The organism is Streptomyces sp. Je 1-369 (assembly GCF_026810505.1).
GTDB lineage: Bacteria > Actinomycetota > Actinomycetes > Streptomycetales > Streptomycetaceae > Streptomyces.
This window is the reverse complement of record NZ_CP101750.1, coordinates 1,539,332-1,564,137: the sequence shown is the minus strand read 5'-3', so window position 1 is coordinate 1,564,137 and position 24,806 is coordinate 1,539,332. Positions and strand designations below refer to the sequence as shown.

26 protein-coding genes are annotated in these 24,806 nt (G+C 71.1%); 15 read left to right on the top strand and 11 right to left on the bottom strand.

The features are described 5' to 3' along the window. The first annotated feature begins 36 nt into the window (after positions 1 to 36). The 8 genes from NOO62_RS07135 to NOO62_RS07100 all read left to right on the top strand — a co-directional run bounded on the left by NOO62_RS07135 (position 37) and on the right by NOO62_RS07100 (position 6,735). Positions 37 to 624 carry a nicotinamide mononucleotide transporter family protein gene (locus NOO62_RS07135; protein ID WP_268775501.1) on the top strand — a complete coding sequence of 196 codons (588 nt, stop codon included), beginning with the start codon at positions 37 to 39 and terminating at the stop codon, positions 622 to 624. Then, positions 621 to 1,919: a bifunctional 3,4-dihydroxy-2-butanone-4-phosphate synthase/GTP cyclohydrolase II gene (locus NOO62_RS07130; protein ID WP_268770058.1), complete on the top strand. Its 1,299-nt coding sequence runs from the start codon at positions 621 to 623 to the stop codon at positions 1,917 to 1,919. Before NOO62_RS07135 ends, NOO62_RS07130 begins: the two co-directional genes overlap by 4 nt. Positions 1,920 to 1,945: 26 nt before the next feature. Then, complete coding sequence (ribH, locus tag NOO62_RS07125; RefSeq protein WP_268770057.1) at positions 1,946 to 2,431, top strand: 6,7-dimethyl-8-ribityllumazine synthase; 486 nt, start codon at positions 1,946 to 1,948, stop codon at positions 2,429 to 2,431. 35 nt (positions 2,432 to 2,466) lie between these two features. Next, on the top strand, positions 2,467 to 2,739 hold the full coding sequence (locus NOO62_RS07120; protein ID WP_055564821.1) for a phosphoribosyl-ATP diphosphatase: 273 nt from the start codon (positions 2,467 to 2,469) through the stop codon (positions 2,737 to 2,739). A 51-nt stretch (positions 2,740 to 2,790) separates the two neighbouring features. Continuing rightward, positions 2,791 to 3,639, top strand: coding sequence for an ATP phosphoribosyltransferase (gene hisG / locus NOO62_RS07115; protein WP_150219802.1), 849 nt, complete (start codon positions 2,791 to 2,793; stop codon positions 3,637 to 3,639). 31 nt (positions 3,640 to 3,670) lie between these two features. Continuing rightward, the gene (locus tag NOO62_RS07110; protein ID WP_268770056.1) at positions 3,671 to 4,135 is read left to right on the top strand and encodes a PH domain-containing protein; all 465 of its coding nucleotides are present in this window, start codon (positions 3,671 to 3,673) and stop codon (positions 4,133 to 4,135) included. A 174-nt stretch (positions 4,136 to 4,309) separates the two neighbouring features. Continuing rightward, entirely contained in the window at positions 4,310 to 5,653 is a 1,344-nt protein-coding gene (locus NOO62_RS07105; RefSeq protein WP_268770055.1) for a hemolysin family protein, read from the top strand. Beyond that, positions 5,650 to 6,735 carry a hemolysin family protein gene (locus NOO62_RS07100; protein ID WP_268770054.1) on the top strand — a complete coding sequence of 362 codons (1,086 nt, stop codon included), beginning with the start codon at positions 5,650 to 5,652 and terminating at the stop codon, positions 6,733 to 6,735. The genes NOO62_RS07105 and NOO62_RS07100 overlap by 4 nt, the downstream gene beginning before the upstream one ends. 25 nt (positions 6,736 to 6,760) lie before the next feature. On the opposite strand, the gene NOO62_RS07095 is transcribed toward NOO62_RS07100, so the two are convergent. Continuing rightward, positions 6,761 to 8,716 (bottom strand): AAA family ATPase, encoded by a 1,956-nt coding sequence (locus tag NOO62_RS07095; protein ID WP_268770053.1) that lies wholly within the window; start codon positions 8,714 to 8,716, stop codon positions 6,761 to 6,763. A 483-nt stretch (positions 8,717 to 9,199) separates the two neighbouring features. Further along, positions 9,200 to 9,808, bottom strand: coding sequence for a uridine kinase (locus NOO62_RS07090; protein WP_268770052.1), 609 nt, complete (start codon positions 9,806 to 9,808; stop codon positions 9,200 to 9,202). A gap of 274 nt (positions 9,809 to 10,082) precedes the next feature. On the opposite strand from NOO62_RS07090, the gene NOO62_RS07085 reads away from it, so the two are divergent. Continuing rightward, the gene (locus NOO62_RS07085) at positions 10,083 to 11,450 is read left to right on the top strand and encodes a peptidase C39 family protein (RefSeq protein ID WP_268770051.1); all 1,368 of its coding nucleotides are present in this window, start codon (positions 10,083 to 10,085) and stop codon (positions 11,448 to 11,450) included. A 28-nt stretch (positions 11,451 to 11,478) separates the two neighbouring features. Here the strand turns inward: NOO62_RS07085 and NOO62_RS07080 are convergent, their stop codons facing one another. The 3 genes from NOO62_RS07080 to NOO62_RS07070 all read right to left on the bottom strand — a co-directional run bounded on the left by NOO62_RS07080 (position 11,479) and on the right by NOO62_RS07070 (position 14,010). Continuing rightward, positions 11,479 to 11,997, bottom strand: coding sequence for a hypothetical protein (locus tag NOO62_RS07080; RefSeq protein WP_268770050.1), 519 nt, complete (start codon positions 11,995 to 11,997; stop codon positions 11,479 to 11,481). A gap of 271 nt (positions 11,998 to 12,268) precedes the next feature. After that, positions 12,269 to 12,454 carry a CsbD family protein gene (locus NOO62_RS07075; protein ID WP_268770049.1) on the bottom strand — a complete coding sequence of 62 codons (186 nt, stop codon included), beginning with the start codon at positions 12,452 to 12,454 and terminating at the stop codon, positions 12,269 to 12,271. Positions 12,455 to 12,528: 74 nt separating this feature from the next. Next, positions 12,529 to 14,010 (bottom strand): M1 family metallopeptidase, encoded by a 1,482-nt coding sequence (locus NOO62_RS07070; RefSeq protein ID WP_268770048.1) that lies wholly within the window; start codon positions 14,008 to 14,010, stop codon positions 12,529 to 12,531. Positions 14,011 to 14,228: 218 nt separating this feature from the next. On the opposite strand from NOO62_RS07070, the gene NOO62_RS07065 reads away from it, so the two are divergent. After that, positions 14,229 to 14,375: an SCO1431 family membrane protein gene (locus NOO62_RS07065; protein ID WP_268770047.1), complete on the top strand. Its 147-nt coding sequence runs from the start codon at positions 14,229 to 14,231 to the stop codon at positions 14,373 to 14,375. Here NOO62_RS07065 and NOO62_RS07060 read toward each other — a convergent pair. The 3 genes from NOO62_RS07060 to NOO62_RS07050 are packed head-to-tail and all read right to left on the bottom strand — an operon-like array spanning position 14,353 to position 16,821. Continuing rightward, positions 14,353 to 15,267 (bottom strand): hypothetical protein, encoded by a 915-nt coding sequence (locus tag NOO62_RS07060; RefSeq protein ID WP_268770046.1) that lies wholly within the window; start codon positions 15,265 to 15,267, stop codon positions 14,353 to 14,355. The genes NOO62_RS07065 and NOO62_RS07060 overlap by 23 nt on opposite strands. A gap of 10 nt (positions 15,268 to 15,277) precedes the next feature. Beyond that, positions 15,278 to 16,276 (bottom strand): DUF6114 domain-containing protein, encoded by a 999-nt coding sequence (locus NOO62_RS07055; RefSeq protein WP_414930774.1) that lies wholly within the window; start codon positions 16,274 to 16,276, stop codon positions 15,278 to 15,280. Continuing rightward, on the bottom strand, positions 16,267 to 16,821 hold the full coding sequence (locus NOO62_RS07050; RefSeq protein ID WP_268775499.1) for a DUF6230 family protein: 555 nt from the start codon (positions 16,819 to 16,821) through the stop codon (positions 16,267 to 16,269). Before NOO62_RS07050 ends, NOO62_RS07055 begins: the two co-directional genes overlap by 10 nt. A 203-nt stretch (positions 16,822 to 17,024) precedes the next feature. On the opposite strand from NOO62_RS07050, the gene NOO62_RS07045 reads away from it, so the two are divergent. Beyond that, complete coding sequence (locus tag NOO62_RS07045) at positions 17,025 to 17,648, top strand: TetR/AcrR family transcriptional regulator (protein WP_268770045.1); 624 nt, start codon at positions 17,025 to 17,027, stop codon at positions 17,646 to 17,648. Between the two features lie 93 nt (positions 17,649 to 17,741). Here NOO62_RS07045 and NOO62_RS07040 read toward each other — a convergent pair whose 3' ends face one another. After that, a complete protein-coding gene (locus NOO62_RS07040) occupies positions 17,742 to 18,986 on the bottom strand; it encodes a glycoside hydrolase family 18 protein (RefSeq protein ID WP_268770044.1) in 1,245 nt (414 codons plus the stop codon). Between the two features lie 408 nt (positions 18,987 to 19,394). Between NOO62_RS07040 and NOO62_RS07035 the strand changes: the two genes are divergently transcribed. Then, positions 19,395 to 20,567: an acyl-CoA dehydrogenase family protein gene (locus tag NOO62_RS07035; protein ID WP_268770043.1), complete on the top strand. Its 1,173-nt coding sequence runs from the start codon at positions 19,395 to 19,397 to the stop codon at positions 20,565 to 20,567. On the opposite strand, the gene NOO62_RS07030 is transcribed toward NOO62_RS07035, so the two are convergent. Next, entirely contained in the window at positions 20,530 to 20,856 is a 327-nt protein-coding gene (locus NOO62_RS07030; protein ID WP_268775974.1) for a hypothetical protein, read from the bottom strand. The genes NOO62_RS07035 and NOO62_RS07030 overlap by 38 nt on opposite strands. Positions 20,857 to 21,434: 578 nt before the next feature. Here NOO62_RS07030 and NOO62_RS07025 point away from each other — a divergent pair. Continuing rightward, entirely contained in the window at positions 21,435 to 22,562 is a 1,128-nt protein-coding gene (locus NOO62_RS07025; RefSeq protein ID WP_268770042.1) for a hypothetical protein, read from the top strand. Between the two features lie 33 nt (positions 22,563 to 22,595). Further along, entirely contained in the window at positions 22,596 to 23,696 is a 1,101-nt protein-coding gene (locus NOO62_RS07020; protein WP_268770041.1) for a phosphotransferase family protein, read from the top strand. Between the two features lies 1 nt (position 23,697). Here NOO62_RS07020 and NOO62_RS07015 read toward each other — a convergent pair whose 3' ends face one another. After that, positions 23,698 to 24,126, bottom strand: a complete 429-nt coding sequence (locus NOO62_RS07015) for a hypothetical protein (protein ID WP_268770040.1) — start codon at positions 24,124 to 24,126, stop codon at positions 23,698 to 23,700. A gap of 205 nt (positions 24,127 to 24,331) precedes the next feature. On the opposite strand from NOO62_RS07015, the gene NOO62_RS07010 reads away from it, so the two are divergent. Next, positions 24,332 to 24,772, top strand: coding sequence for an Lrp/AsnC family transcriptional regulator (locus tag NOO62_RS07010; RefSeq protein ID WP_030789227.1), 441 nt, complete (start codon positions 24,332 to 24,334; stop codon positions 24,770 to 24,772). The last annotated feature ends 34 nt before the right edge of the window (positions 24,773 to 24,806 follow it).

The following is a 24,806-nucleotide window of genomic DNA, read 5'->3' as shown; positions in this document are numbered from 1 at the left end:
TTCACGGCCTTCGACCAGCACATCCTCTGGTCCGACATGATCGGCAACACCGTCGGCCTGATCGCCCTCGCGCTCGGCTGGCGGCGCTCGATCTGGACCTGGCCCGCCCAGTTCCTGTCCGGCGTCATCCTCGTCGCCGCCTACGCCTCCGCCCAGCTCTCCGGCGGCGTCGGCAAGCAGCTCCTCGTCATCGGCGTCGCGGTGTGGGGCTGGCGGCAGTGGACGCGCGGCAGGCAGCAGGCGCAGGACGGCTCCATCGCCATCCGGTTCGCCACCTGGAAGGAACGGGGCATCCTCGTCGCGGGCACCGCGGTCGGCACCCTCGCCGTCGGCGCCCTGTTCAGCGCCGTCCCCGACCTGTCCTGGAACCCCTGGCCCGACGCGTACATTTTCGTCGGCACGCTCGCCGCGATGGTCGCCCAGGCCCGCGGGCTCGTCGAGTTCTGGTTCGCCTGGCTGCTCGTCGACGTGGTCGGCGTGCCGCTCGCCTTCAGCAGCGGCCTCGCCTTCTCCGGACTCGTGTACGTCGTCTACCTCGCCCTCGTCCTCTGGGGCCTGCGCGACTGGTGGCTGCGCTCCCGCACCGCCGCCTCGCAGCCCGTCATGGAAGGAGCCCCGGCATGACTGTGGCACCCGTCTGGCACGGCACCGCCAGCGAAGAAGACCCCCTCGACCTCTCCCTCGACCCCGTCGAGCAGGCCGTCCGCGACATCGCCGCGGGCCGCCCCGTCGTGGTCGTCGACGACGAGGACCGCGAGAACGAGGGCGACCTCGTCGTCGCCGCCGAGAAGGCGACCCCCGAGATCGTCGCGTTCATGATGAGCGAGTGCCGCGGCCTGATCTGCGCGCCCATGGAGGCCGAGGAGCTCGACCGGCTCCGCCTCCCGCAGATGGTCGAGCACAACACCGAGTCGATGAGCACGGCCTTCACCGTCTCCGTCGACGCGTCCGCCGCGCACGGCGTGAGCACCGGCATCTCCGCCGACGATCGCGCCACCACGCTCCGGCTCCTCGCGGGCGGCGCCGCCACCGCCGACGACTTCGTGCGCCCCGGGCACATCTTCCCGCTGCGCGCCAAGTCCGGCGGCGTGCTCACCCGCAACGGCCACACCGAGGCCGCCGTCGACCTCGCCCGGCTCGCCGGGCTGCGCCCCGCCGGGGCCATCGTGGAGATCGCGGGCGAGGACGGCAAGATGCTCCGCCTGCCCGAGCTGATCCCCTTCGCCCGCAAGCACGGCCTGACGATCATCTCCATCGAGGACCTCATCGCCTACCGCCGCTCCGCGGAGCCCACCGTCCGCCGCGAGGCCGAGGTCAGCCTGCCCACCGCCTTCGGCGAGTTCACGGCGCACGGCTACCGCTCCACCGTCGACGGCGTCGAGCACGTCGCCCTCGTCCACGGCGACCTCGGCGACGGCGAGGACGTCCTGGTCCGCCTGCACTCCGAGTGCCTCACCGGCGACGTCTTCCACTCCCTGCGCTGCGACTGCGGCCCGCAGCTGGAGGCGTCCATGCGGCGCATCACCGACGAGGGCCGCGGCGTCGTCGTCTACCTGCGCGGCCACGAGGGCCGCGGCATCGGCCTGCTCTCCAAGCTGCGCGCGTACGCCCTCCAGGAGCAGGGCAGCGACACCCTCGACGCCAACCTGGAGCTCGGCCTGCCCGCCGACGCCCGTGACTACGGCGCGGGCGCGCAAATCCTGCGCGACCTCGGCGTCCACGGCGTCCGGCTGATGACCAACAACCCCGACAAGACCGACGCGGTCCTGCGGCACGGCCTGAAGGTCACCGGGCGCGAGCCCATGCCCGTCGAGGCCGGCGAACACAATCTTCGGTACCTGCGCACCAAGCGGGACCGGATGGGGCACGACCTGCCCTGGCTGGACGCCACCGACGTGTCCGCCTGCGGCAACCAGTAAGCCACAAACACCTTGAGGAGAAGCGCGTGAGCGGCAAGGGTGCACCCGAACTGAGTGTGAAGAACTGCGGCGACCTGCGGGTCGCGGTCATCGCGGCGCAGTGGCACGACCAGGTCATGGACGGCCTCGTCGACGGTGCCCTGCGCGCCCTGAACGAGCTCGGCATCAGCGAGCCGACCGTGCTGCGCGTCCCCGGCAGCTTCGAGCTGCCCGTCGTCGCCAAGGTCCTCGCCGGACGCGGATACGACGCGATCGTCGCCCTCGGCGTCGTCATCCGCGGCGGCACCCCGCACTTCGAGTACGTGTGCCAGGGCGTCACCCAGGGCCTCGTCCAGGTCTCCGTCGACACCGGCGTCCCGATCGGCTTCGGCGTACTCACCTGCGACACCGAGGAGCAGGCGCTGGACCGCGCCGGCATCGAGGGCTCCAGCGAGGACAAGGGCCACGAGGCGGTCACCGCGGCCGTCGCCACCGCGACCACGCTGCGTACCGTCTCCGAACCCTGGCGCTGAGGGGGACCGCCCGGCCGCGTAGAGTGGCGACCATCATGTCCAAGAAGACTTTCGAGGAGCTCTTCACCGAGCTCCAGCACAAGGCCGCCAACGGCGACCCCGCGACCTCCCGCACCGCCGAGCTGGTCGACAAGGGCGTCCATGCCATCGGCAAGAAGGTCGTCGAGGAGGCCGCCGAGGTGTGGATGGCCGCCGAGCACGAGGGCAAGGAAGCCGCCGCCGAGGAGATCTCGCAGCTCCTGTACCACGTACAGGTGATGATGGTCGCCCGCGGCATCTCCCTCGACGACGTCTACGCCCACCTCTGAGCCGTCCGCTCAACCCATCCCCGTAACCCACCAGTTAAGGAAGCTGACCTCATGCTGCGCATCGCCGTCCCCAACAAGGGTTCACTGTCCGGACCTGCGTCGGCGATGCTCCATGAGGCCGGCTACCAGCAGCGCAAGGAGTCGAAGGAGCTCGTCCTCGTCGACCCCGACAACGAGGTCGAGTTCTTCTACCTGAGGCCCAAGGACATCGCGATCTACGTCGCGACCGGCAGGCTCGACATCGGCATCACGGGTGAGGACCTGCTGATCGACTCCGGAGCCGACGCCGAGGCGATCCTGCCGCTCGGCTTCGCCCGCTCCACCTTCCGCTTCGCCGCGAAGCCCGGCACGGCGAGCGACATCAAGGACCTCGCGGGCAAGACCGTCGCGACGTCCTACGAGGGCATCGTCGCCAAGCACCTCGCCGAGCAGGGCGTCGACGCCTCCGTCGTGCACCTGGACGGCGCCGTCGAGACCGCCATCGAGCTGGGCGTCGCCCAGGTCATCGCGGACGTCGTCGAGACCGGCACCTCCCTGCGCAACGCGGGCCTCGAGGTCTTCGGCGACCCGATCATGAAGTCCGAGGCCGTCGTCATCCGGCGCACCGGCGCCGACACCGACAACCCGAAGGTGCAGCAGTTCCTGCGCCGCCTCCAGGGCGTCCTCGTCGCCAGGTCGTACGTGATGATGGACTACGACTGCCGCGCCGAGCACCTGGAGCAGGCCGTCGCCCTCACCCCGGGCCTCGAGTCGCCGACGATCTCCCCGCTGCACAACGAGGGCTGGGTCGCCGTCCGCTCGATGGTCCCCGCCAAGGAGGCCCAGCGGATCATGGACGACCTGTACGCCATCGGCGCGCGGGCCATCCTGACCACGGCCATCCACGCCTGCCGCCTCTGACCGGCCCCGACCCGGCAGGAGCACCCGCCGCATGTCCGACAGCCCCGCCCTCCCCGCCCTGCCCGTCACCTTCCGGCCGACGCGGACCCGGGCCGTCCTGCTCACCGCGGGCGTCGCGATCTTCGTGGTCATCACGGCCATCGCGTTCCTGCTGCCCACGCTCAGCCCGGGGGAGCGGACCAGCTTCGTCTTCACCGGCGCGCTGCTCTGCGGCGTGCTCGTGCTGCTCAGCAGGCCCAAGGTCGTCGCCGACGAGTCCGGCGTCACCGTCGTCAACATCGCGACCAGCCGCCGCCTCGCCTGGGCCGAGATCGTGCAGGTCAACCTGCGTCCCGGCGACCCCTGGGTGTTCCTGAACCTCAGCGACGGCACCAGCCTGCCCGCCCTGGGCATCCAGCCGGGCATCGCCAAGCAGCAGGCCATCGGCGACGCCCGCGCCCTGCGTGCCCTCGCGGACGCCCGCACGACTGGACGTTCCGCGCCCGGTCTTGATTAATCTGGTGGCGGGGCGCGCGTAGAGTGCCGCCCCGCCCCTGACGGGCCCGCCCGGCTCCCAGGGGCTCCTGCTACCCGAGGAGTGACTCCCTCCGGCGATGGACGGATCGTCCTGTAGTACCTGCGCCGCCCCCTCCCGACATACCGGGACCGGCACGACCGGAGAGGCGGCGGCATGACAGTGCCCCTGCTGCTTCTCGGGGCGGCATTCCTGCTGATTCTCGCCAACGGCTTCTTCGTGGCGGCCGAGTTCGGCCTCGTCACCGTCGAGCGGCCGGACGCGGAGAAGGCCGCGGCGGACGGCGACCGAAGGGCACGTACGGTCGTCGACGCCCTCAAGGAGCTGTCCTTCCAGCTCTCCGGCACCCAGCTCGGCATCACCATCACCTCGCTCGTCGTCGGCATGCTCGCCGAACCGGCCCTCGCGCACCTGCTCGCGGGCCCGTTCACGGCCGTCGGCGTGCCCGGGGGAGCCGTCGGCGGTGTCTCCGTGGTGGTCGGCATGCTGCTCGCGTCCGCCGTGCAGATGGTGATCGGCGAGCTCGTGCCCAAGAACTGGGCCGTGTCGCGGCCGTTGCAGGTCGCGCGGTTCGTCGCGGGCCCGCAGCACGTGTTCGCGCGGCTCTTCCGGCCCGTGATCGCCCTCCTGAACGCCGTGGCCAACCGTCTGGTGCGCACGCTCGGCGTCGAGCCCGCCGAGGAGCTGGCCTCGGCCCGCACCCCCGGCGAACTGGTCTCCCTCGCCAGGCACTCGGCGCAGGCCGGTGCCCTGGAGCAGGACACCGCCGACCTGTTCGTGCGCACCCTCTCCCTCGCGGAGCTGACCGCGCAGCACGTCATGACGCCGCGCGTGAAGGTCAGCGCGCTGCAGTCGTCGGCGACCGCCGAGGACGTCGTGAACCTGACCCGCGCCACCGGTCTGTCCCGCTTCCCGGTCTACACCGAGCGGATCGACGAAATCGTCGGCATGGTCCACCTCAAGGACGCCCTCGCGGTGGCCGCCCACGCACGCCTCAGGACGCCCGTGGGCCGCATCGCGAAGTCCCCGCTGCTCGTCCCCGAGACGCTGCCCGTGCAGCCCCTCCTGGAGCGGCTGCGCAGCGAGCAGCCCATCGCCGTCGTCGTCGACGAGTACGGCGGCACGGCGGGCGTCGTCACCCTGGAGGACATCGTCGAGGAGCTCGTCGGCGAGGTCCGCGACGAGCACGACCACTTCGACCTGCCCGAACTCTGCCCGGCACCCGCCGAGGACGGCAGGGCGGCGTGGGACGCCGACGGCTCCTGCCGCGTGGACACGCTCCAGCGCATAGGCCTCGACGTGCCCGAAGGTCCTTACGAGACCGTGGCCGGACTCGTCGCCGACCTGCTCGGCCGCATCCCGGCCCCCGGCGACCGGGCCGAACTCCCGGGCTGGCGGCTCTCGGTGCGCCAGGTCGGGCACTACCGCGCGGAGCGGGTGCGGATCGTGCGCACCCAGGACACCTTCGCCGTCATGGAAGCCGCGGAGGCGCTCCGATGAGTCTGCTGCAACTCCTCTTCGCCCTCCTCCTCGTGCTCGCCAACGGCTTCTTCGTGGGGGCCGAGTTCGCGCTCGTCTCCGTGCGCCGCAGCCAGATCGAGCCCCTGGACACCAAGCGGTCCCGCCAGGTCCTGTACGGCCTGGAGCATCTGCCGCAGATGATGGCGGCCGCCCAGTTCGGCATCACCGTCTGCTCGCTGACGCTCGGCGCGGTCGCCGAGCCGACCGTCGCCCGCCTTTTGGAGCCGGTCTTCGAGGCGGTCCACCTGCCCGAGGGCATGATCCACCCCCTCGGCTACGTGATCGCGCTCGCCGTCGTCATCTTCCTCCACCTCGTCATCGGCGAGATGGTCCCGAAGAACCTGGCGATGGCGGCGCCCGAGAAGACCGCACTCCGGTTCAGCCCCGGCCTGGTCGCCTTCGCGCGGCTGTGCCGACCGGTGACCGTGGCACTCGGCGCCTGCGCGCGGGTCGTGCTCCGGCTCTTCGGGGTGGAGCCCAAGGACGAGGTCGAGGCGGTGTTCACCAGCGTGCAGCTGGGCCGCCTCGTCGAGGACTCCGGCCAGGCGGGACTCCTCGACCCCGTCGAACAGGAGCGCCTGGAGGACGCCCTCGAGCTGGGCTCGCGCCCGGTCACCGACGTCCTCCTCGATCCGGTGTCGCTGGTCACCGTCGGCCCTTCGGTCACCCCTGCCGGGATCATCGAGCTCACCGGCCGCACCGGCTACTCCCGCTTCCCCGTCCGCGCGGAGAACGGCGCCTTCATGGGCTACCTCCACGTCAAGGACGTACTGGACCTGGAGGAGACCGAGCGTGCCGTGCCGCAGCAGGTGTGGCGCCCGATGACCACGCTGGGCGCCGAGCTCCCGCTGGACGACGCACTGACCGTGATGCGCCGCGCCGCGACGCACCTCGCGCAGGTCGCCGACGCGTCGGGGAAGGTGCTCGGCCTGGTGGCCATGGAGGACGTCCTCGAGCTCCTGGTGGGGGAGGTCCGAGACCCGACGCACCGGGTCACGGTGCCGAGGACGCCGCCGGAGGACTCCAGGGAATCCGCGCTGGCCGTCGTCCGCGCGAGCTGACCCGCACCAGGACCCCCGGGGGCCGTCAGATCCCCGGGGTGTCCTGCGGTCCGCGGCCCGAGAGCACTTCGCCGTACGCCTGCATCAGGTCGGGCAGCCGCAGGGTCGACAGGTCGTCGCGGCCCGGTTCGCCGGGGTAGCCGGAGAGCCGCAGGTCGCGGTAGGCGCAGCTCTTCTCGTACAGCGTGCGCAGGAAACGGCCGTTGCCGAGCTCGTCGATCCAGGACTGGTCGACGACGTGCCCGGCGATGGAGCGCAGCTCTTCGAGCGCCTCCTCGTCCCACACGTCGCCGTTGTCCGCCGCGAGGACCTCGCCGATGGCGGTGAGTTCGAGCGGGCGGTACGAGGGGAAGTCGACGCGCGTCGTGAAGCGGGAGGACAGCCCGGGGTTGGCGGCGAGGAGCCGGTCCATGCCCTCGGGGTAGCCCGCGAGGATCACGACGAGGTGGTCGCGGTTGTCCTCGGCGCGCTTGAGGAGGACTTGCAGGGCCTCGTCGCCGTACGCGTCGCCCTTGCCGTAGCCGGAGTTGGAGAGCGAGTACGCCTCGTCGACGAAGAGGACCCCGCCGATCGCCGAGTCGATCAGTTCGTTGGCCTTCACGGCGGTCTGGCCCAGGTACTCGCCGACGAGGTCGGCGCGCTGCGCCTCCACGAGGTGGTCGCCGCCGAGCAGGCCCAGCGCGTAGAAGACCCGGCCGAGGATGCGGGCCACGGTGGTCTTGCCGGTGCCCGAGGGGCCGGAGAAGACGAAGTGTCGTTTCGGCGGCTGCACAGGAAGGCCTTGCGCGGCCCGCAGACGCGCCATGTTTAGCTGCGCCGAGAGCGCCTTGACCTGCCGTTTCACCGGCTCCATGCCGACCATGCCCTCCAGCTCGGAGAGCGCGGCCTCCAGGAGCGCGGGGTCGGTGGGGCCCGGGGGCAGCTGCGGCGGGCCCGCCTTGATCGGGATGATCGCCTTCTCGCGGACGGTGTCGGGGTCGGGAGGCACCGAGGAGCCGGACGCGCCCGGGGTGCCTGGCGGGCCGGAGGGGCCCGGAGGCACGCCGGGGCCGTTGGGCGCCGATGGGCCGCCGTTCGACGGGAGTTCGGGGCCGGTGACCTTCACGTCGCGTCCCTCGGGCCCGAACAGTACGTCGATGCCGTCGGGCCCCTCAAGGACGTCCTGGCCCGCGCCGGTGAGGCTGATCGCGGCGGCGAGGTCGGCTGCCTCGTCGTACCCGTCGCCCTCGGAGATCGCCGCGAGCCGCGCGGAGGTGTCCATGAAGGAGGCGTCGACCCGGTGCACCGCGCGGTACAGCGGCAGGGCCGCCGCCGAGCGTCCGGTGCCCTCGCGCGCGCGGGCCAGCCAGTAGCGCAGCTCCTTGCGCTGCGGCTGTTCGCTGCGGCAGCGCATGAGGGCGGCGGACAGCAGCGGTTCCGCCTGGCCGTACGTCTCCAGGCGGACCCGCGCCATGCCGCCGAAGAGCCCGGCCTCGATGCCCAGCATCGGGTCGTCGATCAGCGGGTCGGTGTGCCGCACCAGCTGCTCCCAGTCCTTGACCAGGTAGGAGCGGCAGGCGTGCAGGAAGCGGACCTGCGGGTCGGCGTCGACCGGCGGCAGGCCCGCCAACGCCCGGTCGAGCTCGGGGACATGGCGGCCGTCCAGCCAGTGTGAGGCGTGCGCGAGCAGCAGATCGCGCGTGCTCTCCAGGACAGGCTGCACCCACCAGCCCAGCCAGTACCAGGAGTTGAGGGCGCGGCCGTGCCGGGTGCGCTGCTCGCCGAATCGGTCCCGGTGCTGGAACATCCGCAGCAGCGCCGTCGTCGTGTCGATGCGCAGCGCGTGCAGCCCGAGCCAGCCGTCGGCCATCCCGGGATCCATCCGCACCGCCGTCCGGAACTCGTCCTCCGCCTGCGGATAGGCGCCCATCGTGTAGGCGTCGACGCCCCTCAGCCAGGCGAGGTCGGCCGGTGCGGGTGAGCCCACCGCGTCGAAGTCCATCAGGTCCCCCACAAACCGTGCCCCCGTTTGCGTACCGCCGGACCGGTGCCCGCCGGCGACTGCGCTGAACCATCGTGCTGCGGACGGGAGTTGTTCCGGTGCGCAGAGCACTCGTCCGAAAAGGCGCACCGAGATGCATCGTACCTGCGGGGGAGCGGTCGGCCGTAGGGTGCCGCACCGGACGATCGGCCGGAAAACGCCGATGGAGAGCGTGCCCGATGGTGACCGACGGTGAGCGAATGAAGGCGCGCAGCGGCCGAAAAACGGGCTCGGAGGGCAGAACGAAGCCCCCGATCACGGGGGAACAACCGGGGGCTTCGCGTCTGCGGGCGGTGTCGCAACACCGCACATTCAGAACGTAAGTCCTGTAAGGGCCCTGGGTCAAGCAGAGTTGGGGCACTCGGCAAAACTCGTCGGGTCAAGTGGAAGCGCGTTTCCGGGGGTTCAGCGGACCGCCGATGATCGCTCACTCAGCGTAATGATTCAGGCCTCGGTAAGTGTCACATTGGGCCCCGGAAGTACCTCGTACCCCTCCGGACACTGGCGCACCAAAAGGTGCGCGAAGGGTCGGGTGGGGTCCCCGGTGAAGTGCTGGAGCTCCTCCGGTTCCCATCCGTCCCAGAATTCACGCTGGACCGTCCCGTCCCGGCGGCGCCCCCGCTGCCATGCCTCCTCGTGCGGCACGTCCATCCACAGCACGGCGGCGAGGTGCGGGCGCAGCGCGAGGCGGCCGGCGCCGACGCCCTCGACGATCACCACGGGCGCGGGCGGCAGGGGCCGGTCGGCGGGACCGAAGCGGCGCGCGTTCCAGTCGTACGTCGCGTAGTGCGCGGTTTCGCCCCGGGAGAGCGGTTCGAGGACCTGCTCGCGCAGCGGCCGCGTCCAGTCGAAGAGCCGGTCGTGGCTCGCGATGTCGTCGAGGCGCAGCACGGGCGCGCCGCCGAGCGCCTCGGCCAGGCGGCCGGCGAACGTCGACTTGCCGGAGCCCGCGTGTCCGTCCACGGCGACGAGGCGGACGGCGCCACAGGAGGGCGGCAGGCGGCGCAGGGTGTCGGCGAGGCGGGGGAGCGGGGTGTGCGGGTGCGCGGTCATCACGGCAAGGGTACGGCGCACGGAACAATGTGTTCCGCGCGCCGTCGCAGGTCATGCCATTGGTTGAGGCCAATATTGATGCGTACGGCAGTGCCCGAAGCGCTGGCAGAAGTCGGTGGGGACCGGCCATAGTTGGCCCACTTCCGTGCGCCTGACCCGACCGCACCTGACCCGACTTTCCGGATCCCGCCGGAAACCCTGTCGACTGGGGGTCCCCTCCATGGACCGAGCTGACCGAACCGACCGCACGCAGCGATCAGACCGAGCTGATGACATGTCCCGCAGAACCGTGCTCGCCACCGCGGTCACCGCGGCCGCGGCAGCCGCCCTCGCGGCCACCGCCGCCGCCCCCGCCCTGGCCGCCACCGGCTCCGGCTCCGCGGCCCGCGGGCCCAGAGCGGACCGGCTCGTGGACAACCGCTTCTGGACCTCGCACAAGGACTGGAGCTCCGGCACCCACCAGGGCACCGCCGTCGTCGCGGGTGCCCGCCCCGGCCTGCGGATCGCGCGGCCCGCGGGCCGCACCGAGTACGCGGACCCGCACACCGGCAAGACCGCCACCTGGGAGTACGCCCGCTGGACGACGCCCGCGCACCGCTCCACCGTCCCCGCCACCGAGCTGATCGCGTCCTGGAACGCGCGCACCCCGGCCGGGACCTGGCTCCAGGTCGAGCTGCGCGGCACGTACTCGGACTCGACGAGATCCCCCTGGTACGTGATGGGCCGCTGGACCTCGGGCGACGACAAGGAAGCCGACATCCGGCGGACCTCGGTCGACGACCAGACCGACGGCAAGTCCACGGTGTGGACGGACACGCTCTCCCTCGACGACGCGACCACGGGCCTGCGCGTCGTCTCGTACCAGCTGCGCCTGACGCTTTACCGCAAACCGGGCGCCACCCACACCCCCACGGTCTGGCGGCTCGGAGCGATGGCCTCCGCGGTCCCCGACCGCTTCACGGTCCCGGCGTCGAAGCCGGGCCTCGCCGAGGAGCTGGCCGTCCCGCGGTACTCGCAGGAGATCCACGCCGGCCAGTATCCGGAGTACGACAACGGGGGCGAGGCCTGGTGCAGCCCCACGTCCTCGCAGATGATCATCGAGTTCTGGGGGCGCGAGCCGACGGCGGACGACCTGTCGTGGGTCGACCCGTCCTACGAGGACCCGCAGGTGTGCCACGCGGCCCGGTACACGTTCGACTACCAGTACAACGGCTGCGGCAACTGGCCCTTCAACGCCGCGTACGCCTCGACGTACAAGGACCTCCAGGGCGTGGTGACCCGGCTCGCCTCGCTCACGGAGCTGGAGTCCCTGATCGCGGCGGGCCTGCCGGCCATAACGTCCCAGTCGTTCCTCAGGGAGGAGCTGACCGGCGCGGGCTACGGCACGGCGGGCCACCTGATGACGGTCATCGGGTTCACGGCGGACGGCGACGTGATCGCCAACGACCCGGCGTCGCCGACCAACGCGGCGGTGCGACGCGTCTACAAGCGGCGCGAGTGGGAGAACATCTGGCTGCGGACGAAGCGCTACAACGCCTCCGGGAAGGTCGTCTCGGGCACCGGAGGCGTCTGCTACCTGTACTTCCCGACGACACTCTCCGAGCGCCAGCGCGCCGCGCTGGCCGCGGTCGGTATCCGCTGAGCACCCGGGGGGCACCGGAGGGCGTTCGTCAGCGGGCGTTCGTGCTCAGCGGAGGTGGCTGGTGCGGGCGGACCTCGCCCGGCCGGTACTGCATCATCACGAACATGGCGTCGATCTCGGGAAGGGGGTTGGCGGCCGACGCGATCACCCAGCCGGGTCCCTTCGTCGGGTGGTTGACCTGCCGCACCGCGCCGTCGGGGTGCAGGGCGTGGGAGCTCGCGGTCGCCAGGTAGATGGGGCCCGCGAGCGGATCGCGCCGCACGTCGCTCGCCAGGTCGATCAGCGTGGGGTCGGTCGGGTGGTTCGTGACGGCCCGCCGCAGCGCAGGACAGGCGCCGCGCGCCCAGTCCTCGGTCCAGTTCATCAGGACGTCGTGGCGGGCCCGGTCGTCCAGGAGCATCCACCGCATGATGTTGGACGGCGGTCTGCCGTCCGGTATGAGTGCTCTGAACTCGTCGTTGCACGCCACGACGTTCCAGTGCTTGTCGGCGATGTAGGCCATCGAGCCGGTGACTCCTTCGACGACCGTCCGCCAGACCGCACCCATCGGCGTCCAACCTGCTAAGTCCTGCTCCTCCGGCTGCACTTGCCCGTTCCCTTCATGTCGCCCGCAGGTCGGCATCAACGCGATCACAGTTCGTGGGCGCAAGCCTAGCCAGCGTTCGCCGTGAGGTGGCCGGTGCCCCGGCACGCACTCCACTGCGTCTTGAGGACATGTGGAGTTTGAGGACATGTGGAGTCGCCCTTGATCCGGAGAGGGCGGGGTGACACGCGTGTGTGCCCGTCCCCTCATGGGAGGACGGGCACACAGCGTGGGGTCAGCGGTCCTCGCGGAACGAGTCGCGCATGCCCTCGGCCTTGTCGCGCATGTCGTCCGCGGCGTCCTTCGCCTTGCCCTTGGCCTGATCGGTCTTGCCCTCGGCCGACCTGCGGTTGTCGCCGGAGGCCTTGCCCATCATCTCTTTGGCCTTGCCCTTTGCCTTGTCCATGGCGTTGTCGCCCATGACGGCTCCTTCGGTAGGAATGCCTCCACGCTATGAGCGGTGGACGAAGGCCGCATCTCGGACGATCCGCCGGTTCACACGGCCGGGTCCACCACCCAGTCCGGGTGCCCGGGCATCGGCGGGGTCTTCGCGCCGTACAGCCAGGGGTGCAGGAAGCCCTCCAGGTCCTCGCCCGCGATCCCCGACGCCAGGTCCACGAACTGCTCCGTGCTCGCCGTGCGCCCCTTGAACCCGTTGACCCAGGCGCGTTCGATCTTCTGGAACGTCGCGTCGCCGACCCGCTCGCGCAGCGCGTACAGGACCAGGGCCGAGCCGTCGTACCGCATGCGCTTGAAGAGGTTCGGCTCGGTCGGCTCCGCGGGGGCGCCGTAGTCCCTGCGCCACTGGTCGTGGGCCTGGTAGGCGGTCTTCATGGCGGCCTCGAAGCTGTCCCCGCCGTGCTGCTCGGAGTACTCCCTCTCGTAGAAGCGGGCGTGTCCCTCGCTCAGCCACAGGTCGGACCAGCTCTTGAGGGCCACGCTGTCGCCGAACCACTGGTGGGTCAGTTCGTGCACCATGTTCCGCTCGGCGTCGACCTTCGTGCCGAGCAGGTCCGCCTTCGGGACGAGCGACAGGGTCTGCGTCTCCAGGGCCACGCCGAGGTCGGTGTCGCCGACCAGCAGGCCGTAGCGGTTGAAGGGGTACGGGCCGAGCTTGTCCTCCAGCCACTTCAGGTGGTCCGAGGTGAGTTTGCGGTAGGCGGCCGTCGGCTCGACCAGCGCGTCAGGGACGACGTCCCGCAGCGGGAGGCCGCCGGGGCCCTCGCCGTCCACCAGCTGGAACTTGCCGACGGCCAGCTGCACCAGCTGGGTGGAGAGCGGCTGTTCGGAGTCGTACGTCCAGCGCACCCGGCCGTCGGGGCGCTCGGTGCGCGAGACCAGCTTGCCGTTGGCGACGGCCGTGCGGTCGGCCGGCGTCGTGATGCGGAAGGTGATCGGTGCCCGCTGGCTAGGGTGGTCGTTGGCCGGGAAGATCAGCCGTGCGCCGTTCGGCTGCGGGTAGACCACCGTGCCGTCGGGCGTGGGTATCCAGCCGTAGTCCTCTATCGCGTCGTCGCGGTGCCGGGTCTGCGTCGGGTCGGCGGTGTAGGTGACCTCGACGGTGAAGGAACCGCCCTTGGGGATCGGCGACTTGGGGGTGACCGTCAGCTCGTCACCCTCGCGCGACGCGCCGGCCGCGGAGCCGTTCACGGTGACCTTGTGCAGGGTGTTGCCGCCGAAGTCCAGGTTGAAGCGCGAGAGCGCCTGGGTGGACCGCGCCTTGATCGTCGTCGTCGCCTCGAAGGGCGTCTTCGGCGCCTGCCAGTCGAAGTCCAGGTAGTAGCGCTCCACCCGGTATCCGCCGTTCCCGTCCAGCGGGAACATCGGGTCGCCGAGTCCGGGCGCACCCGGTGACGGCTTCTCCGTAGGGGTTGGGGCGGCCTGCGAGACCGGGGCGCTGAGGGCGACCGTCGCGATGATCGCGGCGGCGAGGGCGAGCCGCGCCCTGCGGCGGGGCGTCGTCCGGTTCGTGCTCATCGGAAACCTCTCGGTCGTACGGTGCACGGGCGGACGGACGGGGGGACACCCCCGCCGTCCGTACTTAGACGCACAGCGCGACGCCGTAGTTGTGGGGTGACCAAGGTCTCGCCCGCAAGGGCGCCGAGTGCTGGCAAGGTAGAGGGGTCCCGTGGGGGTGGAGTTGTCACCGGGACCTCGTGGGGGAGCCCTGCCGGACGAACGTCAGTGAGAAAGACATGACCGCGACCTCTGCCACCGCTGTCCGTGCGAAGGCCCGCACCGGCGGCCCCAAGGACGACGGACCGACCCTGCTGGAGCACTTCGCGGGCTGGACCCTCGTCGTCGTCCTCGCGATGCTCGTCACGCAGACCGGTCTGCTGTGACGCCGCTCTCATGACCGCCGCCGGCCTCGTCGAGGCCGGCCCGCCAGTGCCGCCCCGGCACACCCACCAGGCCGTACAGCCACCGCACCGGCGAGCGCCCGTGCAGCAGGGTGAGGCCCGCCACGACCGCGAACAGCGGGAGCCCGAGCCACCCGCCGACCAGCCGCACCAGGACGCTCGCGAGGAGCGCGCCCACGAACGGCAGGCCGTACACCCCCGCCGCCGCGATGACGACGGCGAGCAGCCTCGGTACCTCGCGGTCCTCGTCCGCGCCGGGTAGCGACCAGCCCTCCATGAGCCAGCCGATCTCCGTCATCAGCATGACGCCGATCACCGCGGCCCCGAAGAGCAGCAGCGCGAGGAACGTCCCGGACGTCACGAAGTCCAGGACGTTGTTGACGACGCTCTCCCGCCGCCAGTCGGCGAAATCCCCGGCACCGGATGAGAAGAACCGCTCGTATCCTCTGCCGTCCCAGCCGTGGATCAGCGTTCCGAACAGCAGGAAGTACCCTCCGACGCAGCTCAGGTACGCCCAGTAGCCGGCACCCACGAGCACCAGGCCCTGCGCCACCAGGAACCCGAGGATCACGGCGACCGGGATCCCGCCCGCGTAGAGGAGGACGAACCCCGCCCACACGCCGTCGTGGCCGTCCGCCACGTGCATGGTCGACCAGGACGGGTTCTGCCAGAGCAGAAAGAGCCCCGTCGGCACCAAGAGGACGGAGGCGAAGAGCGCCGTGAGCGCCAGGTACGGGTTGGCGGCGCGGCTGCGGGTGCGCGGGCCCTCGCCCGCGTTGATCCGCTCCCACACCTGGAGCTGGCGCCCGGCGGAGAGGGCGAACGTCGCGCCGATCGCGTACGCCCAGAACAGCGCCGCCTGAATCTGGATCACCCTGTTCCCCTCATGCCGAGGCCCGGAGGGTGAGGCCGCCCGCCACGATCGAGTCCGAGGTGACCAGGGCCTGCTCGGCGCTCACGTCCGTCATGAAGACGAAGGGCGGCACCACGGGCGGCACCGGCAGCTTGTCGGGCGTGAAGGTCAGACAGAGGATGCCCTCCAGACACCCCCTGAACTTGGTCAGGTACAGGGTGACCTCGCCGCTCAGGTCCAAAGTGTCGGCGCCCAGGGCCAGTTCACGGCTGCCGTCACGCGTCTTGAGCCGGTAGTCGGTGAGCGAGGCGGCCTTCATCCGCAGCACCATGACCTTCAGCGGCCCGTCCGCGGTCGGGATCTCCCGGACCCCGGCCAGGAGGAAGCCCTGCGGCGCGAAGAGCGTCGTGGTGACGGTCGGTGGCACGCGCGGCGCCACGATCGCGTCCGCCGCGGCCGCGTCCCCCGGGACCGCCTCCGCCCGGCCGCCGCCGTGCGCGACGAGCCCGGCGGTCATCGCCACGGGCAGCAGTACGGCCAGCGTCCGGGTGCCCCGCCCGTCGCGCACCCTGGGGCGCGTCGGATCGTCCTCGGCGTCCTGGGGCACCGGAGTCCAGGCGAACCCCATGGCACTGCCCGCGATGCCGAGCAGCATGCCGACCAGGAACCCGCCGAGGTTCGTCGCCGCGAACGAGAGCACCGAGAGGATCATGGCGTTGACGCTCACGTAGTGGTGCGTGTGCGGCAGCAGCCACAGGAAGAGGCCCGCCACGACCAGCGCGATCCCGATGCCGAGGGCCGCGATGCCGCCGAGCCCCAGGCTGACGAGCACGGTCAGCGGGGAGAGCGGGATCAGGAGCAGCTCGGCGCCGCCGAGGATGAGCAGCAGGCCTGCCCAGAAAGGGCGGGTGCGCCGCCATCTGCGGACGACGCGGCGCTCGTCGGGCCACGGCAGCCGCCGGTCGAGCCAACCGCCGCCGTCCGTGCGGAACGGCCTGACACCGCTTCTGCCGCCGCCGGTCAGAAGCACTTCTTGCCACCCAGACTGACGTCGACCCGCATGCCCTTGAGCCGGAAGTTGCCGCCCGTCGCCGACCAGGCGTGCGACTTCACCCCGGCGACCGTGATGTCCCCGGCCTGCAGCCCGAACTTGCCCCTCTCGCCCTGCACGCCCGGCACTTCGTCGAGCGTCGAGGCGTCCCGGCCGATCTGCGCGGTGCCGAACCGGGCGTCGCCCACCAGGTCCTCGCCGTCGATGATGAGGTTGCTCGCGGTGACGTTGCCCGCGTCGCCGCCCGCCGTCAGCTTGAAGACGACGGTGCCCACCGGCGTCTTGACCTCGGCGGCCTGGCAGATGTCGGAGAGGGTCGCGTCACCGATGCCGAGGAGCGCCACGGGGTGCCCCTTGCCGTCGATGTCCCGGTCCGTCTGTACGTAGGAGGAAAGGCCCTGGCTGGTCAGTTTCCCGGAGGACACCTGGAAGCTGGTCCCGGAGACGGCGAAGGACGCGGCGAGCGCGCCCTCGGCCATCACGGAGGCCATCACACCGACGGCCAGGACGGCCGGCAGGGCCATCGCGGCCGTCTTCTTCCAGGAGGTTCTGCCCTCGCGTAACGCGGTGCGTGCTGCGCCCACTGTCTTCCTCCCGTACGTCGTTCCGCGTCGCCGAGCGTGTGCGTAAGGGGAGTGCGTGAAGAGCTGCCGGGAGCCGGCCGACAGGTGGCGGCGTTCTGCCATACTGCGGACGATTCCGAGGCAGTTGGAGACTAGGGCCGAAATTGAATAATAGTCAACAGCGCGGCACCGACCGCTCGGCGACGCGCCGTGCCGAACTCATCGCCATCGGCCGGAAGTTGTTCGCCGACACGTCCTACGACGCGCTGTCGATGGACGACATCGCCAAGCACGCGGGCGTCGCCAAAGGGCTGATCTACTACTACTTCAAGTCCAAGCGCGGCTACTACCTCGCGATCATCGAGGACTCCGTCGCCGACCTCGTGGCCCGTGCGGGCCGCCACGACGACCTGCCGCCCGTGGAGCGGGTGCAGCGCACCGTCGACGGCTACCTCCGCTACGCCGAGCACCATCAGGCCGCGTACCGCACGATCATCAGCGGCGGCGTCGGCTTCGACGCCGAGGTGCACGCGATACGGGACGGGGTGCGCGAGGCGCTGATCGGGGCGATCGCCGAGGGGGCGTACGGCCGCAAGGACATACCGCAGCTGGCGCGGACGGCGCTGATCGGCTGGCTGTGCAGCGTGGAGGGCGTCACGCTGGACTGGATCGACCGCCCGGGTCTCGCGCGGGAGACGGTCGGCTGCCTCCTGGTGCGGACACTCGGCGACACGCTGCGGGTGATCGAGGACTTCGAGCCGTCGTATCCGGCGCCCGCGCGGCCATGAACGGGCACGCGCGAAGGGGCGGGAGCCGTGTCGGCCCCCGCCCCTCCTGCTGCGCACGGAACTGCCGCGTACACAACCAGCGTGTACGGAGGGTCAGTTGATGGCCTTGATCAGCTCACCGTTGGTCGTGTCGCCGCTGAGCTCCCAGAAGAACGTGCCGCCGAGGCCCTGCTGGTTCTTGTAGTTCATCTTGGTCGCGATGGTCGCCGGGGTGTCGTAGCTCCACCAGTTGTTGCCGCAGTGCGCGTACGCCGTCCCGCCGACCGTGCCGTTGGCCGGGCACTTGGTCTTGAGGACCTTGTAGTCGTCGATGCCCTGCTCGTACTTGCCCGCAGCCGGGCCCGTCGCGGTGCCGCCGGGTGCCTTCTGCGTGACGCCCGTCCAGCCGCGGCCGTAGAAGCCGATGCCGAGCAGCAGCTTGTTCGAGGGGATGCCGAGGCCCTTGAGCTTCTTGATGGTGGCGTCGGAGTTGTAGCCGTCCTTCGGTATGCCGCTGTAGGACGTGAGCGGCGAGTGCGGGGCGGTCGGCCCCTTCGCGTCCCAGGCGCCGAAGTAGTCGTACGTCATCGGGTTGTACCAGTCGACGTACTGGGCGGCGCCCGCGTAGTCGGCGGCGTCGAGCTTGCCGCCCGCGGAGGCGTCGGCCGGGATCGCCGAGGTCACGAGGTTCTTGCTGCCGAACTTCGAACGGACCGCGGACATCAGCTTCTTGTACGCGTCGCGCCCGCTGGTGTCACAGGTCAGACCGCACGCGTTGGGGTACTCCCAGTCGATGTCGATGCCGTCGAAGACATCGGCCCACTTGGAGTTCTCGACCAGGTCGTAGCAGGACTGGGCGAAGGCCGCGGGGTTCTTCGCCGCCTCGGTGAACCCGCCCGACCAGGTCCAGCCGCCGAAGGACCAGAGGACCTTGAGGTCCGGATGCTTCTTCTTCAGCTTGCGGAGCTGGTTGAAGTTGCCGCGCAGGGGCTGGTCCCAGGTGTCCGCCACGCCGTCCACCGACTGGTCGGCGGTGTACGCCTTGTCCGTGGCCGCGTAGGCGTCGCCCATCGCGCACTTGCCGCCCTGGACGTTGCCGAAGGAGTAGTTGATGTGCGTCAGCTTGTTGGCCGACCCCGACGTCTCGATGTTCTTGACGTGGTAGTTCCGGTCGTAGACACCCCATTCGGTGAAGTAGCCGACGACCTTGGAACCGGCGGCGGCCTTCGTCGCGGTGCCCTTGTCCTGTCCGGCGGCGGCGGTGCCCGCGCCGGCCAGCAGACCGGCGCCGAGGACGGCGCAACAGGTGGTGGCGACGAGCGCCCTGAAGGAGGCGCGGGAGGTGTGCGGTCTGAGCATCGTGACTCCTCGTGGGGGGAAACCGGGAGGGGGAAAGTGGTGCCGTGGACCTGCGGGTGTGACGTGACATGAACTGACTTGGCATGAACGCGTTAAGAACGTTCGGGGGAACAGTAGGAGGACTAGACCAGTGCGGTCAATGGTTCGTACCAATCCGCGCCCGGGGTGCCACGGCCGCCCCGCCAGGGGTGCCACGGCCGCCGGGTGCGAGCGATCTTCAGCTATCTTTCGAGTAAGCGGTCGTTAACTAGTGACGGGTCGCCGCCGATCGGGCATACTCAACGCGCCGGAGCCGCTGGTCAGCTGCTTTCGTGACCCGAAAACGACCCCACGGTCCGGCACGTTTCCCGGCGGCGCCGCCCCACCCAGCGCGGGCGTCCGCCGCAGCCCCACAGGGAGGAGAGCGTCATGCCCGACCACATCACGCAGTCGGTGGAGCGTCAGCTGCCCACGGATGAGGCCAGGGATCTGCTCTCGCTGGTCCGGGACATCGCCCAGCGCGAGATCGCCCCGAAGACCGCGGAGCAGGAGGACGCGGGAGTCTTCCCCCGCGAGGTCTTCACGCTGCTCTCCGAGTCGGGCCTGCTCGGCCTGCCCTACGACTCCGCGTTCGGCGGCGGCGACCAGCCATACGAGGTCTACCTGCAGGTCCTCGAGGAGCTCGCCGCCGCGCGTCTGACCGTCGGTCTCGGCGTCAGCGTCCACTCCCTCTCCTGCCACGCCCTCGCCGGGTACGGCACCAAGGAGCAGCGGACCGACCACCTGCCCGCCATGCTCGGCGGCGGCCTCCTCGGCGCGTACTGCCTCTCCGAGCCCGCGGCGGGCTCGGACGCCGCGTCGCTGCGCACGAAGGCCGTCCGGGACGGCGACGACTGGGTCATCAGCGGCACCAAGGCCTGGATCACGCACGGCGGCGTCGCCGACTTCTACACCGTGCTCGCCCGCACGGGACCCGACGGCGCCCGCGGCATCACGGCCTTCCTGGTGCCGGGCGACGCAGAGGGGCTGAGCGCCGCGGTGCCCGAGAAGAAGATGGGCATGAAGGGCTCGCCCACCGCCCAGATCAACTTCGACGGCGTGCGCATCCCCGACTCCCGCCGCATCGGCGACGAGGGCCAGGGCTTCGCCATCGCGCTCTCCGCGCTCGACTCGGGGCGCCTCGGCATAGCCGCCTGCGCGATCGGGGTGGCCCAGGCGGCCCTCGACGAGGCGGTGCGGTACGCGACCGAGCGCCGCCAGTTCGGCAGGCCCATCGCGGACTTCCAGGGCCTGCGCTTCATGCTCGCGGACATGGCGACGCAGATCGAGGCGGGCCGGGCGCTCTACCTGTCGGCGGCCAGGCTCCGGGACGCCGGGCGGCCTTTCGCCAAGCAGGCGGCCATGGCCAAGCTGCTGTGCACGGACGCCGCGATGAAGGTGACGACGGACGCCGTGCAGGTCCTCGGGGGGTACGGCTACACGGCGGACTTCCCCGTGGAGCGCCTCATGCGCGAGGCCAAGGTGCTGCAGATCGTCGAGGGCACGAATCAGATCCAGCGCATGGTCATCGCACGTCACCTCGCGGGTCCCGACTCGCGCTGAACTGGCCGTGGCGCACCGGCGGCGCCACGAGCCTGACCCACTCCGCGTCGTGGTGCCCCGGCAGCGTGCGGCCCCGGTCCGCCCACTGGCGGATCAGGGTGCGGTAGATCGGCGGGTCCGGGATGCGGGGCTGCTGCTGGTAGGGCGCGGGCGCGTGGGTCTGCTGGTACTGCGGTGAGTACGCCTGGTGCGGCTGCTGGCGCAGGGGCTGTTGGTGATGCTGGGGCGCGGGGTACTGGGGCGCGGGCTGCTGATGCGGGGGTTGTTGCTGCATGGGCTGCTGGTGCATCGGCTGTTGGTGCGCTTGTTGGTGCGCGTGCGGCTGTACGTGCTGGAGTTGTGGCTGGTGTGCCTGGTGCTGCTGATGTGCCTGGTGTGCCTGGTGCTGCTGGGGGTACTGATACGGCTGGGGTTCCTGAGGTCGTCGGGGAACCGATTCTGCGGAGGCAGGCACCGTCACCAGGGTGCGCCGCCGACGCCCGGTGGGGAAGTGCGCCGGGCCCATGTCCGTGCCCATGTCCGTGGGGGTCATGCAAGGCCAACGCCCGCCGCCGTACGGAAGTCACCGCCTCGGAGAATCGAGCGTCTGTTCCTGACCCGCCCGCGCACGTTCCCGGCCCGCCTGCGCCCGCGCACGTTCCTGACCCGCCTTCGCTCTCGCCCGTTCCCAGCCCACCCGCGCCCGCGCCCGCGCAGCCATGCCGCACCCGGGCCCCGTACGTGTCCGGCTCCGCGTATGCCCGCCCCCGCACGAGCGCGCGCACGCGTCTGGCTCCACCCCGCGAACTGACGTACCGTCAACTCCGCGCCGGAGGGGCCGCCCGCCTCCCGCCGCCCTGAACTGCCGTGCGACCAGGGAGGTTTGCCGTGGCAGACGACCGTCCGGTCCCGCTCGACGAGTACCCCGTGCACCAGGTCCCCCTGTCGATGAAGTACGTCGCGACGGGCGACCGCAACGCCTACGACCGGTGCATCTTCCACCTCTTCGACCACGAGGGCCGCGCCCTGCTCATCCTCGGGCTCGGTGTCTATCCGAACACCGGTGTCATCGACGCGTACGCCACTCTGCGCATCGGCGACACGCTCCGCGCCGTACGCGCCAGCGACGCCCTGGGCGAGGACCGGATGGACCTCGGCGTGGGCCCACTCCGCATCACCGTCGACGAGCCGTTGCACCGCATCCGCCTGACGTGCGCCGCCGACCCGAACGACCCCTTGTCCCTCTCGTACGACCTGACCTGGACCGCGGACTTCCCCGCCCTGTGGGAGCCGCACCACGTCCAGCGCCGCGGCGACCGGCTCACCCTCGAAGGGCGCCGCTTCGTGCAGGCGGGGCGGCCCGCCGGGGTGATCCGTGCGGGCGGCGAGGAGATCACCGTGACGGCGGGGGAGTGGACCGCGACCCGCGACCGCAGCTGGGGCGTGCGGCCCGTGCCCGGCGAGGAACGCGGGCGCCTGGAGGAGGAGTTCGCCACCGAGGGCTTCCACTGGATCTGGTGCCCGGTCCACTTCGACGACCGTTTCCTCATGGTCATCGCGCAGGAGGACGCGGACGGCTACCGCACCCTCAACGACGCCACCCTCGTCCGCCCCGGCCGCCCCGACCGCCAACTCGGCTGGCCCCGCACCGACATCACCTACCGCTCCGGCACCCGCCACCCCGACCGCGCCGTCATCCACCTCACCGACCCCGAAAGCCACAAGCCACTGGAAGTCGGTGTCCAGGTGCTCGCCTCGCTGCCCCTCGCCGTGGGCGCCGGATACCCGCCCGCCGACGACTGGCAGCACGGCACCTGGCGCGGCCGCGACTGGACCGACCGCCGCAGCTACGACCTGTCGGACCCCGCCGCCCACCCCCTCGCCGCGTACGGCGTCATCGACCACGCCGCACGCTTCACCCTCGAAGGGCGCACCGGCTACGGCATCTTCGAGCACGGCAGCTTCGGCCGCCACGACCCGAGCGGCTTCACCGGATTCGACTCCGTGGCGCCCTGAGAGCGCGGCCCGCCCGGAGGAAGGAGCACGGACATGGCAACGGCACCCCGCCCCCGCACCACCACACGCGACCCGGAAGACCTCGCCCGCCGTCTCACCGCCTGGCTCGACACCCGGTTGCCCGGCGCCAAGGCTGCCGACGTGACCGTCCCCGAGTCCAACGGCATGTCCAGCGAGACCCTGCTCTTCACCGTCGAACACCCCGAACCACCGCTCAGCGACTGCGCGTTGCGCCTCGCGGCGGACCCGGCGGCGTACACGATCTTCCCTGTCTACGACATGCCGCGTCAGTACCGCACGATGCGGCTCGTCGCCGAACACAGCGACGTGCCAGTGCCGCGGGTGCTGTGGCTGGAGGAGGACCCGGGCCCGCTCGGGGCGCCTTTCTTCGTCATGGAGCGGGTCGAGGGACGCGTCCCGCCGGACGTCATGCCCTATACGTACGCGGGCAATTGGCTGCACGCTGCGACCGACGCCGAACGCGCGCACCTCGAAGAGGCCTCGGTCCGCGTCCTCGCCCACCTGCACGACCAAGTACCGCCCGAAGCAGCGGAGTTCCTCGCGCTGACGGGTGAGGGCAGCCCGCTCCGTCGCCACGTGGCGGCCCAACGCGCCTACTACACATGGGTGGTGGACGGGCTGCCCCGCTCACCCCTCATCGAGAGCGCTTTCGACCGCCTCGGGGAACTGTGGCCCCGTCATGAGGGCGACGCCGTGCTCAACTGGGGCGACGCGCGCATCGGGAACATCATCTACGACGGCTACGAACCCGCGGCCGTCCTCGACTGGGAGATGGCGGCGCTCGCCCCGCGCGAGGTCGACCTCGGCTGGACCGTCTACCTCCACCGCTTCTTCCAGGACCTGACGGTGGGCTTCGGCCAGCCGGGGCTGCCGGAGTTCCAGCGCCGCGACCGCGTCGAGGCGGCGTACGCCCGACTCACCGGGCACACACCGCGCGACATGGACTTCTACACGCTCTACGCGGCCCTGCGGCACGCGATCGTCATGCTGCGCGTCGCCTACCGGCAGGCCCACTTCGGCGAGGCCGCGGTCCCCACGGGCGCGGAGTCCGCGGACACGCTGATCCTGCACCACGACAGCCTGGCCGCCATGGTGCAAGGCAGCTACTGGTGAATCAGGCGGCGGGCCGTTGCGGCTGCGGCACCCGGATGGGGCGCGAGCCGGGCCCGCCCACGTGCGAGAAGGGCTGCGTCCGCCAGTCGAGTCCCTGAGGGAGCGTCAGGAGCAGGGCGGTGTCCTGTTCCTGGACCTCCATCGACTCGTCGGTGGGCGCGGCGTCGGTGGCCGCACGGCCGGTGCCCGCACAGACCGTCAGGCCGAACGGGTTCCACGGCGTGGGGCACAGCGCGTGCTCGGGCAGCACGTCCTCGTCCGCGAGGAGCGCGATGGGCTGCCCGCAGTCGGGGCAGTCCACCCGGTACATCTCGAAAGTGTCGTAGGAGTCGAGAAAGTCGTCAGCCGGTTCGACGCCCTCCGGCTCGGGCTCGGCGACCGGCTGCTGCTTGGCGCGGGCAGACCGGCCGGGGCGCTTCAAATTCTGCATGGGAATCTCCCCCTCGGGTGGGCCGACAAGGCGCTGCGGCCTCGACCACAGCAAGCACTTCCCGTCCCGTCGTAGAGGTAATCGTTGCATCCCGTCGGACACGGGCACAGGGGTGTGTCGTTCGTCACATGCCAAATAAAGTTGCCCTCGAGCGGGGAGACGAGTCGGCTACCCGAACGGATCAAGAGCCCTGTAGGTTCGGCGCATGGAGGAGCTGGACCGACAGATCGTGCAGCTGCTCGTCAAGGACGGGCGGATGAGCTACACCGACCTGGGCAAGGCCACGGGCCTGTCCACCTCGGCCGTGCACCAGCGGGTGCGCAGGCTGGAGCAGCGGGGTGTCATCCGCGGCTATGCCGCGGTGGTCGACCCCGAGGCCGTCGGGCTGCCGCTCACGGCCTTCATCTCGGTGAAACCGTTCGACCCCAGCGCCCCCGACGACATCGCCGAACGGCTCGCGGGCGTCCCGGAGATCGAGGCGTGCCACAGCGTCGCCGGCGACGAGAACTACATCCTCAAGGTCCGCGTCGCCACCCCCCTGGAGCTCGAGCACCTGCTCAGCAGGCTCCGGGCGCTCGCCGGTGTCTCCACGCGCACGACCGTCGTCCTCTCCACTCCGTACGAGGCGCGCCCGCCCCAGGTGTGACCCCCGCGCCGGCCACCCGCCGGCAGGGGCGAGA

What these genes read in the sequence shown, in the direction of transcription:
- NOO62_RS07070 (WP_268770048.1), bottom strand. Translation starts at nt 14,010, where the DNA reads ATGAGCACGAACCGGACGACGCCCCGCCGCAGGGCGCGGCTCGCCCTC.
- NOO62_RS07105 (WP_268770055.1), top strand. Translation starts at nt 4,310, where the DNA reads ATGACAGTGCCCCTGCTGCTTCTCGGGGCGGCATTCCTGCTGATTCTC.
- NOO62_RS07135 (WP_268775501.1), top strand. Translation starts at nt 37, where the DNA reads ATGATCGGCAACACCGTCGGCCTGATCGCCCTCGCGCTCGGCTGGCGG.
- NOO62_RS07120 (WP_055564821.1), top strand. Translation starts at nt 2,467, where the DNA reads ATGTCCAAGAAGACTTTCGAGGAGCTCTTCACCGAGCTCCAGCACAAG.
- NOO62_RS07035 (WP_268770043.1), top strand. Translation starts at nt 19,395, where the DNA reads ATGCCCGACCACATCACGCAGTCGGTGGAGCGTCAGCTGCCCACGGAT.
- NOO62_RS07020 (WP_268770041.1), top strand. Translation starts at nt 22,596, where the DNA reads ATGGCAACGGCACCCCGCCCCCGCACCACCACACGCGACCCGGAAGAC.
- NOO62_RS07090 (WP_268770052.1), bottom strand. Translation starts at nt 9,808, where the DNA reads ATGACCGCGCACCCGCACACCCCGCTCCCCCGCCTCGCCGACACCCTG.
- NOO62_RS07010 (WP_030789227.1), top strand. Translation starts at nt 24,332, where the DNA reads ATGGAGGAGCTGGACCGACAGATCGTGCAGCTGCTCGTCAAGGACGGG.
- NOO62_RS07130 (WP_268770058.1), top strand. Translation starts at nt 621, where the DNA reads ATGACTGTGGCACCCGTCTGGCACGGCACCGCCAGCGAAGAAGACCCC.
- NOO62_RS07100 (WP_268770054.1), top strand. Translation starts at nt 5,650, where the DNA reads ATGAGTCTGCTGCAACTCCTCTTCGCCCTCCTCCTCGTGCTCGCCAAC.
- NOO62_RS07030 (WP_268775974.1), bottom strand. Translation starts at nt 20,856, where the DNA reads ATGCACCAGCAGCCCATGCAGCAACAACCCCCGCATCAGCAGCCCGCG.
- NOO62_RS07015 (WP_268770040.1), bottom strand. Translation starts at nt 24,126, where the DNA reads ATGCAGAATTTGAAGCGCCCCGGCCGGTCTGCCCGCGCCAAGCAGCAG.
- NOO62_RS07065 (WP_268770047.1), top strand. Translation starts at nt 14,229, where the DNA reads ATGACCGCGACCTCTGCCACCGCTGTCCGTGCGAAGGCCCGCACCGGC.
- NOO62_RS07080 (WP_268770050.1), bottom strand. Translation starts at nt 11,997, where the DNA reads ATGGGTGCGGTCTGGCGGACGGTCGTCGAAGGAGTCACCGGCTCGATG.
- hisG (WP_150219802.1), top strand. Translation starts at nt 2,791, where the DNA reads ATGCTGCGCATCGCCGTCCCCAACAAGGGTTCACTGTCCGGACCTGCG.
- NOO62_RS07040 (WP_268770044.1), bottom strand. Translation starts at nt 18,986, where the DNA reads ATGCTCAGACCGCACACCTCCCGCGCCTCCTTCAGGGCGCTCGTCGCC.
- NOO62_RS07095 (WP_268770053.1), bottom strand. Translation starts at nt 8,716, where the DNA reads ATGGACTTCGACGCGGTGGGCTCACCCGCACCGGCCGACCTCGCCTGG.
- NOO62_RS07050 (WP_268775499.1), bottom strand. Translation starts at nt 16,821, where the DNA reads ATGGCCCTGCCGGCCGTCCTGGCCGTCGGTGTGATGGCCTCCGTGATG.
- NOO62_RS07110 (WP_268770056.1), top strand. Translation starts at nt 3,671, where the DNA reads ATGTCCGACAGCCCCGCCCTCCCCGCCCTGCCCGTCACCTTCCGGCCG.
- NOO62_RS07075 (WP_268770049.1), bottom strand. Translation starts at nt 12,454, where the DNA reads ATGGGCGACAACGCCATGGACAAGGCAAAGGGCAAGGCCAAAGAGATG.
- NOO62_RS07085 (WP_268770051.1), top strand. Translation starts at nt 10,083, where the DNA reads ATGTCCCGCAGAACCGTGCTCGCCACCGCGGTCACCGCGGCCGCGGCA.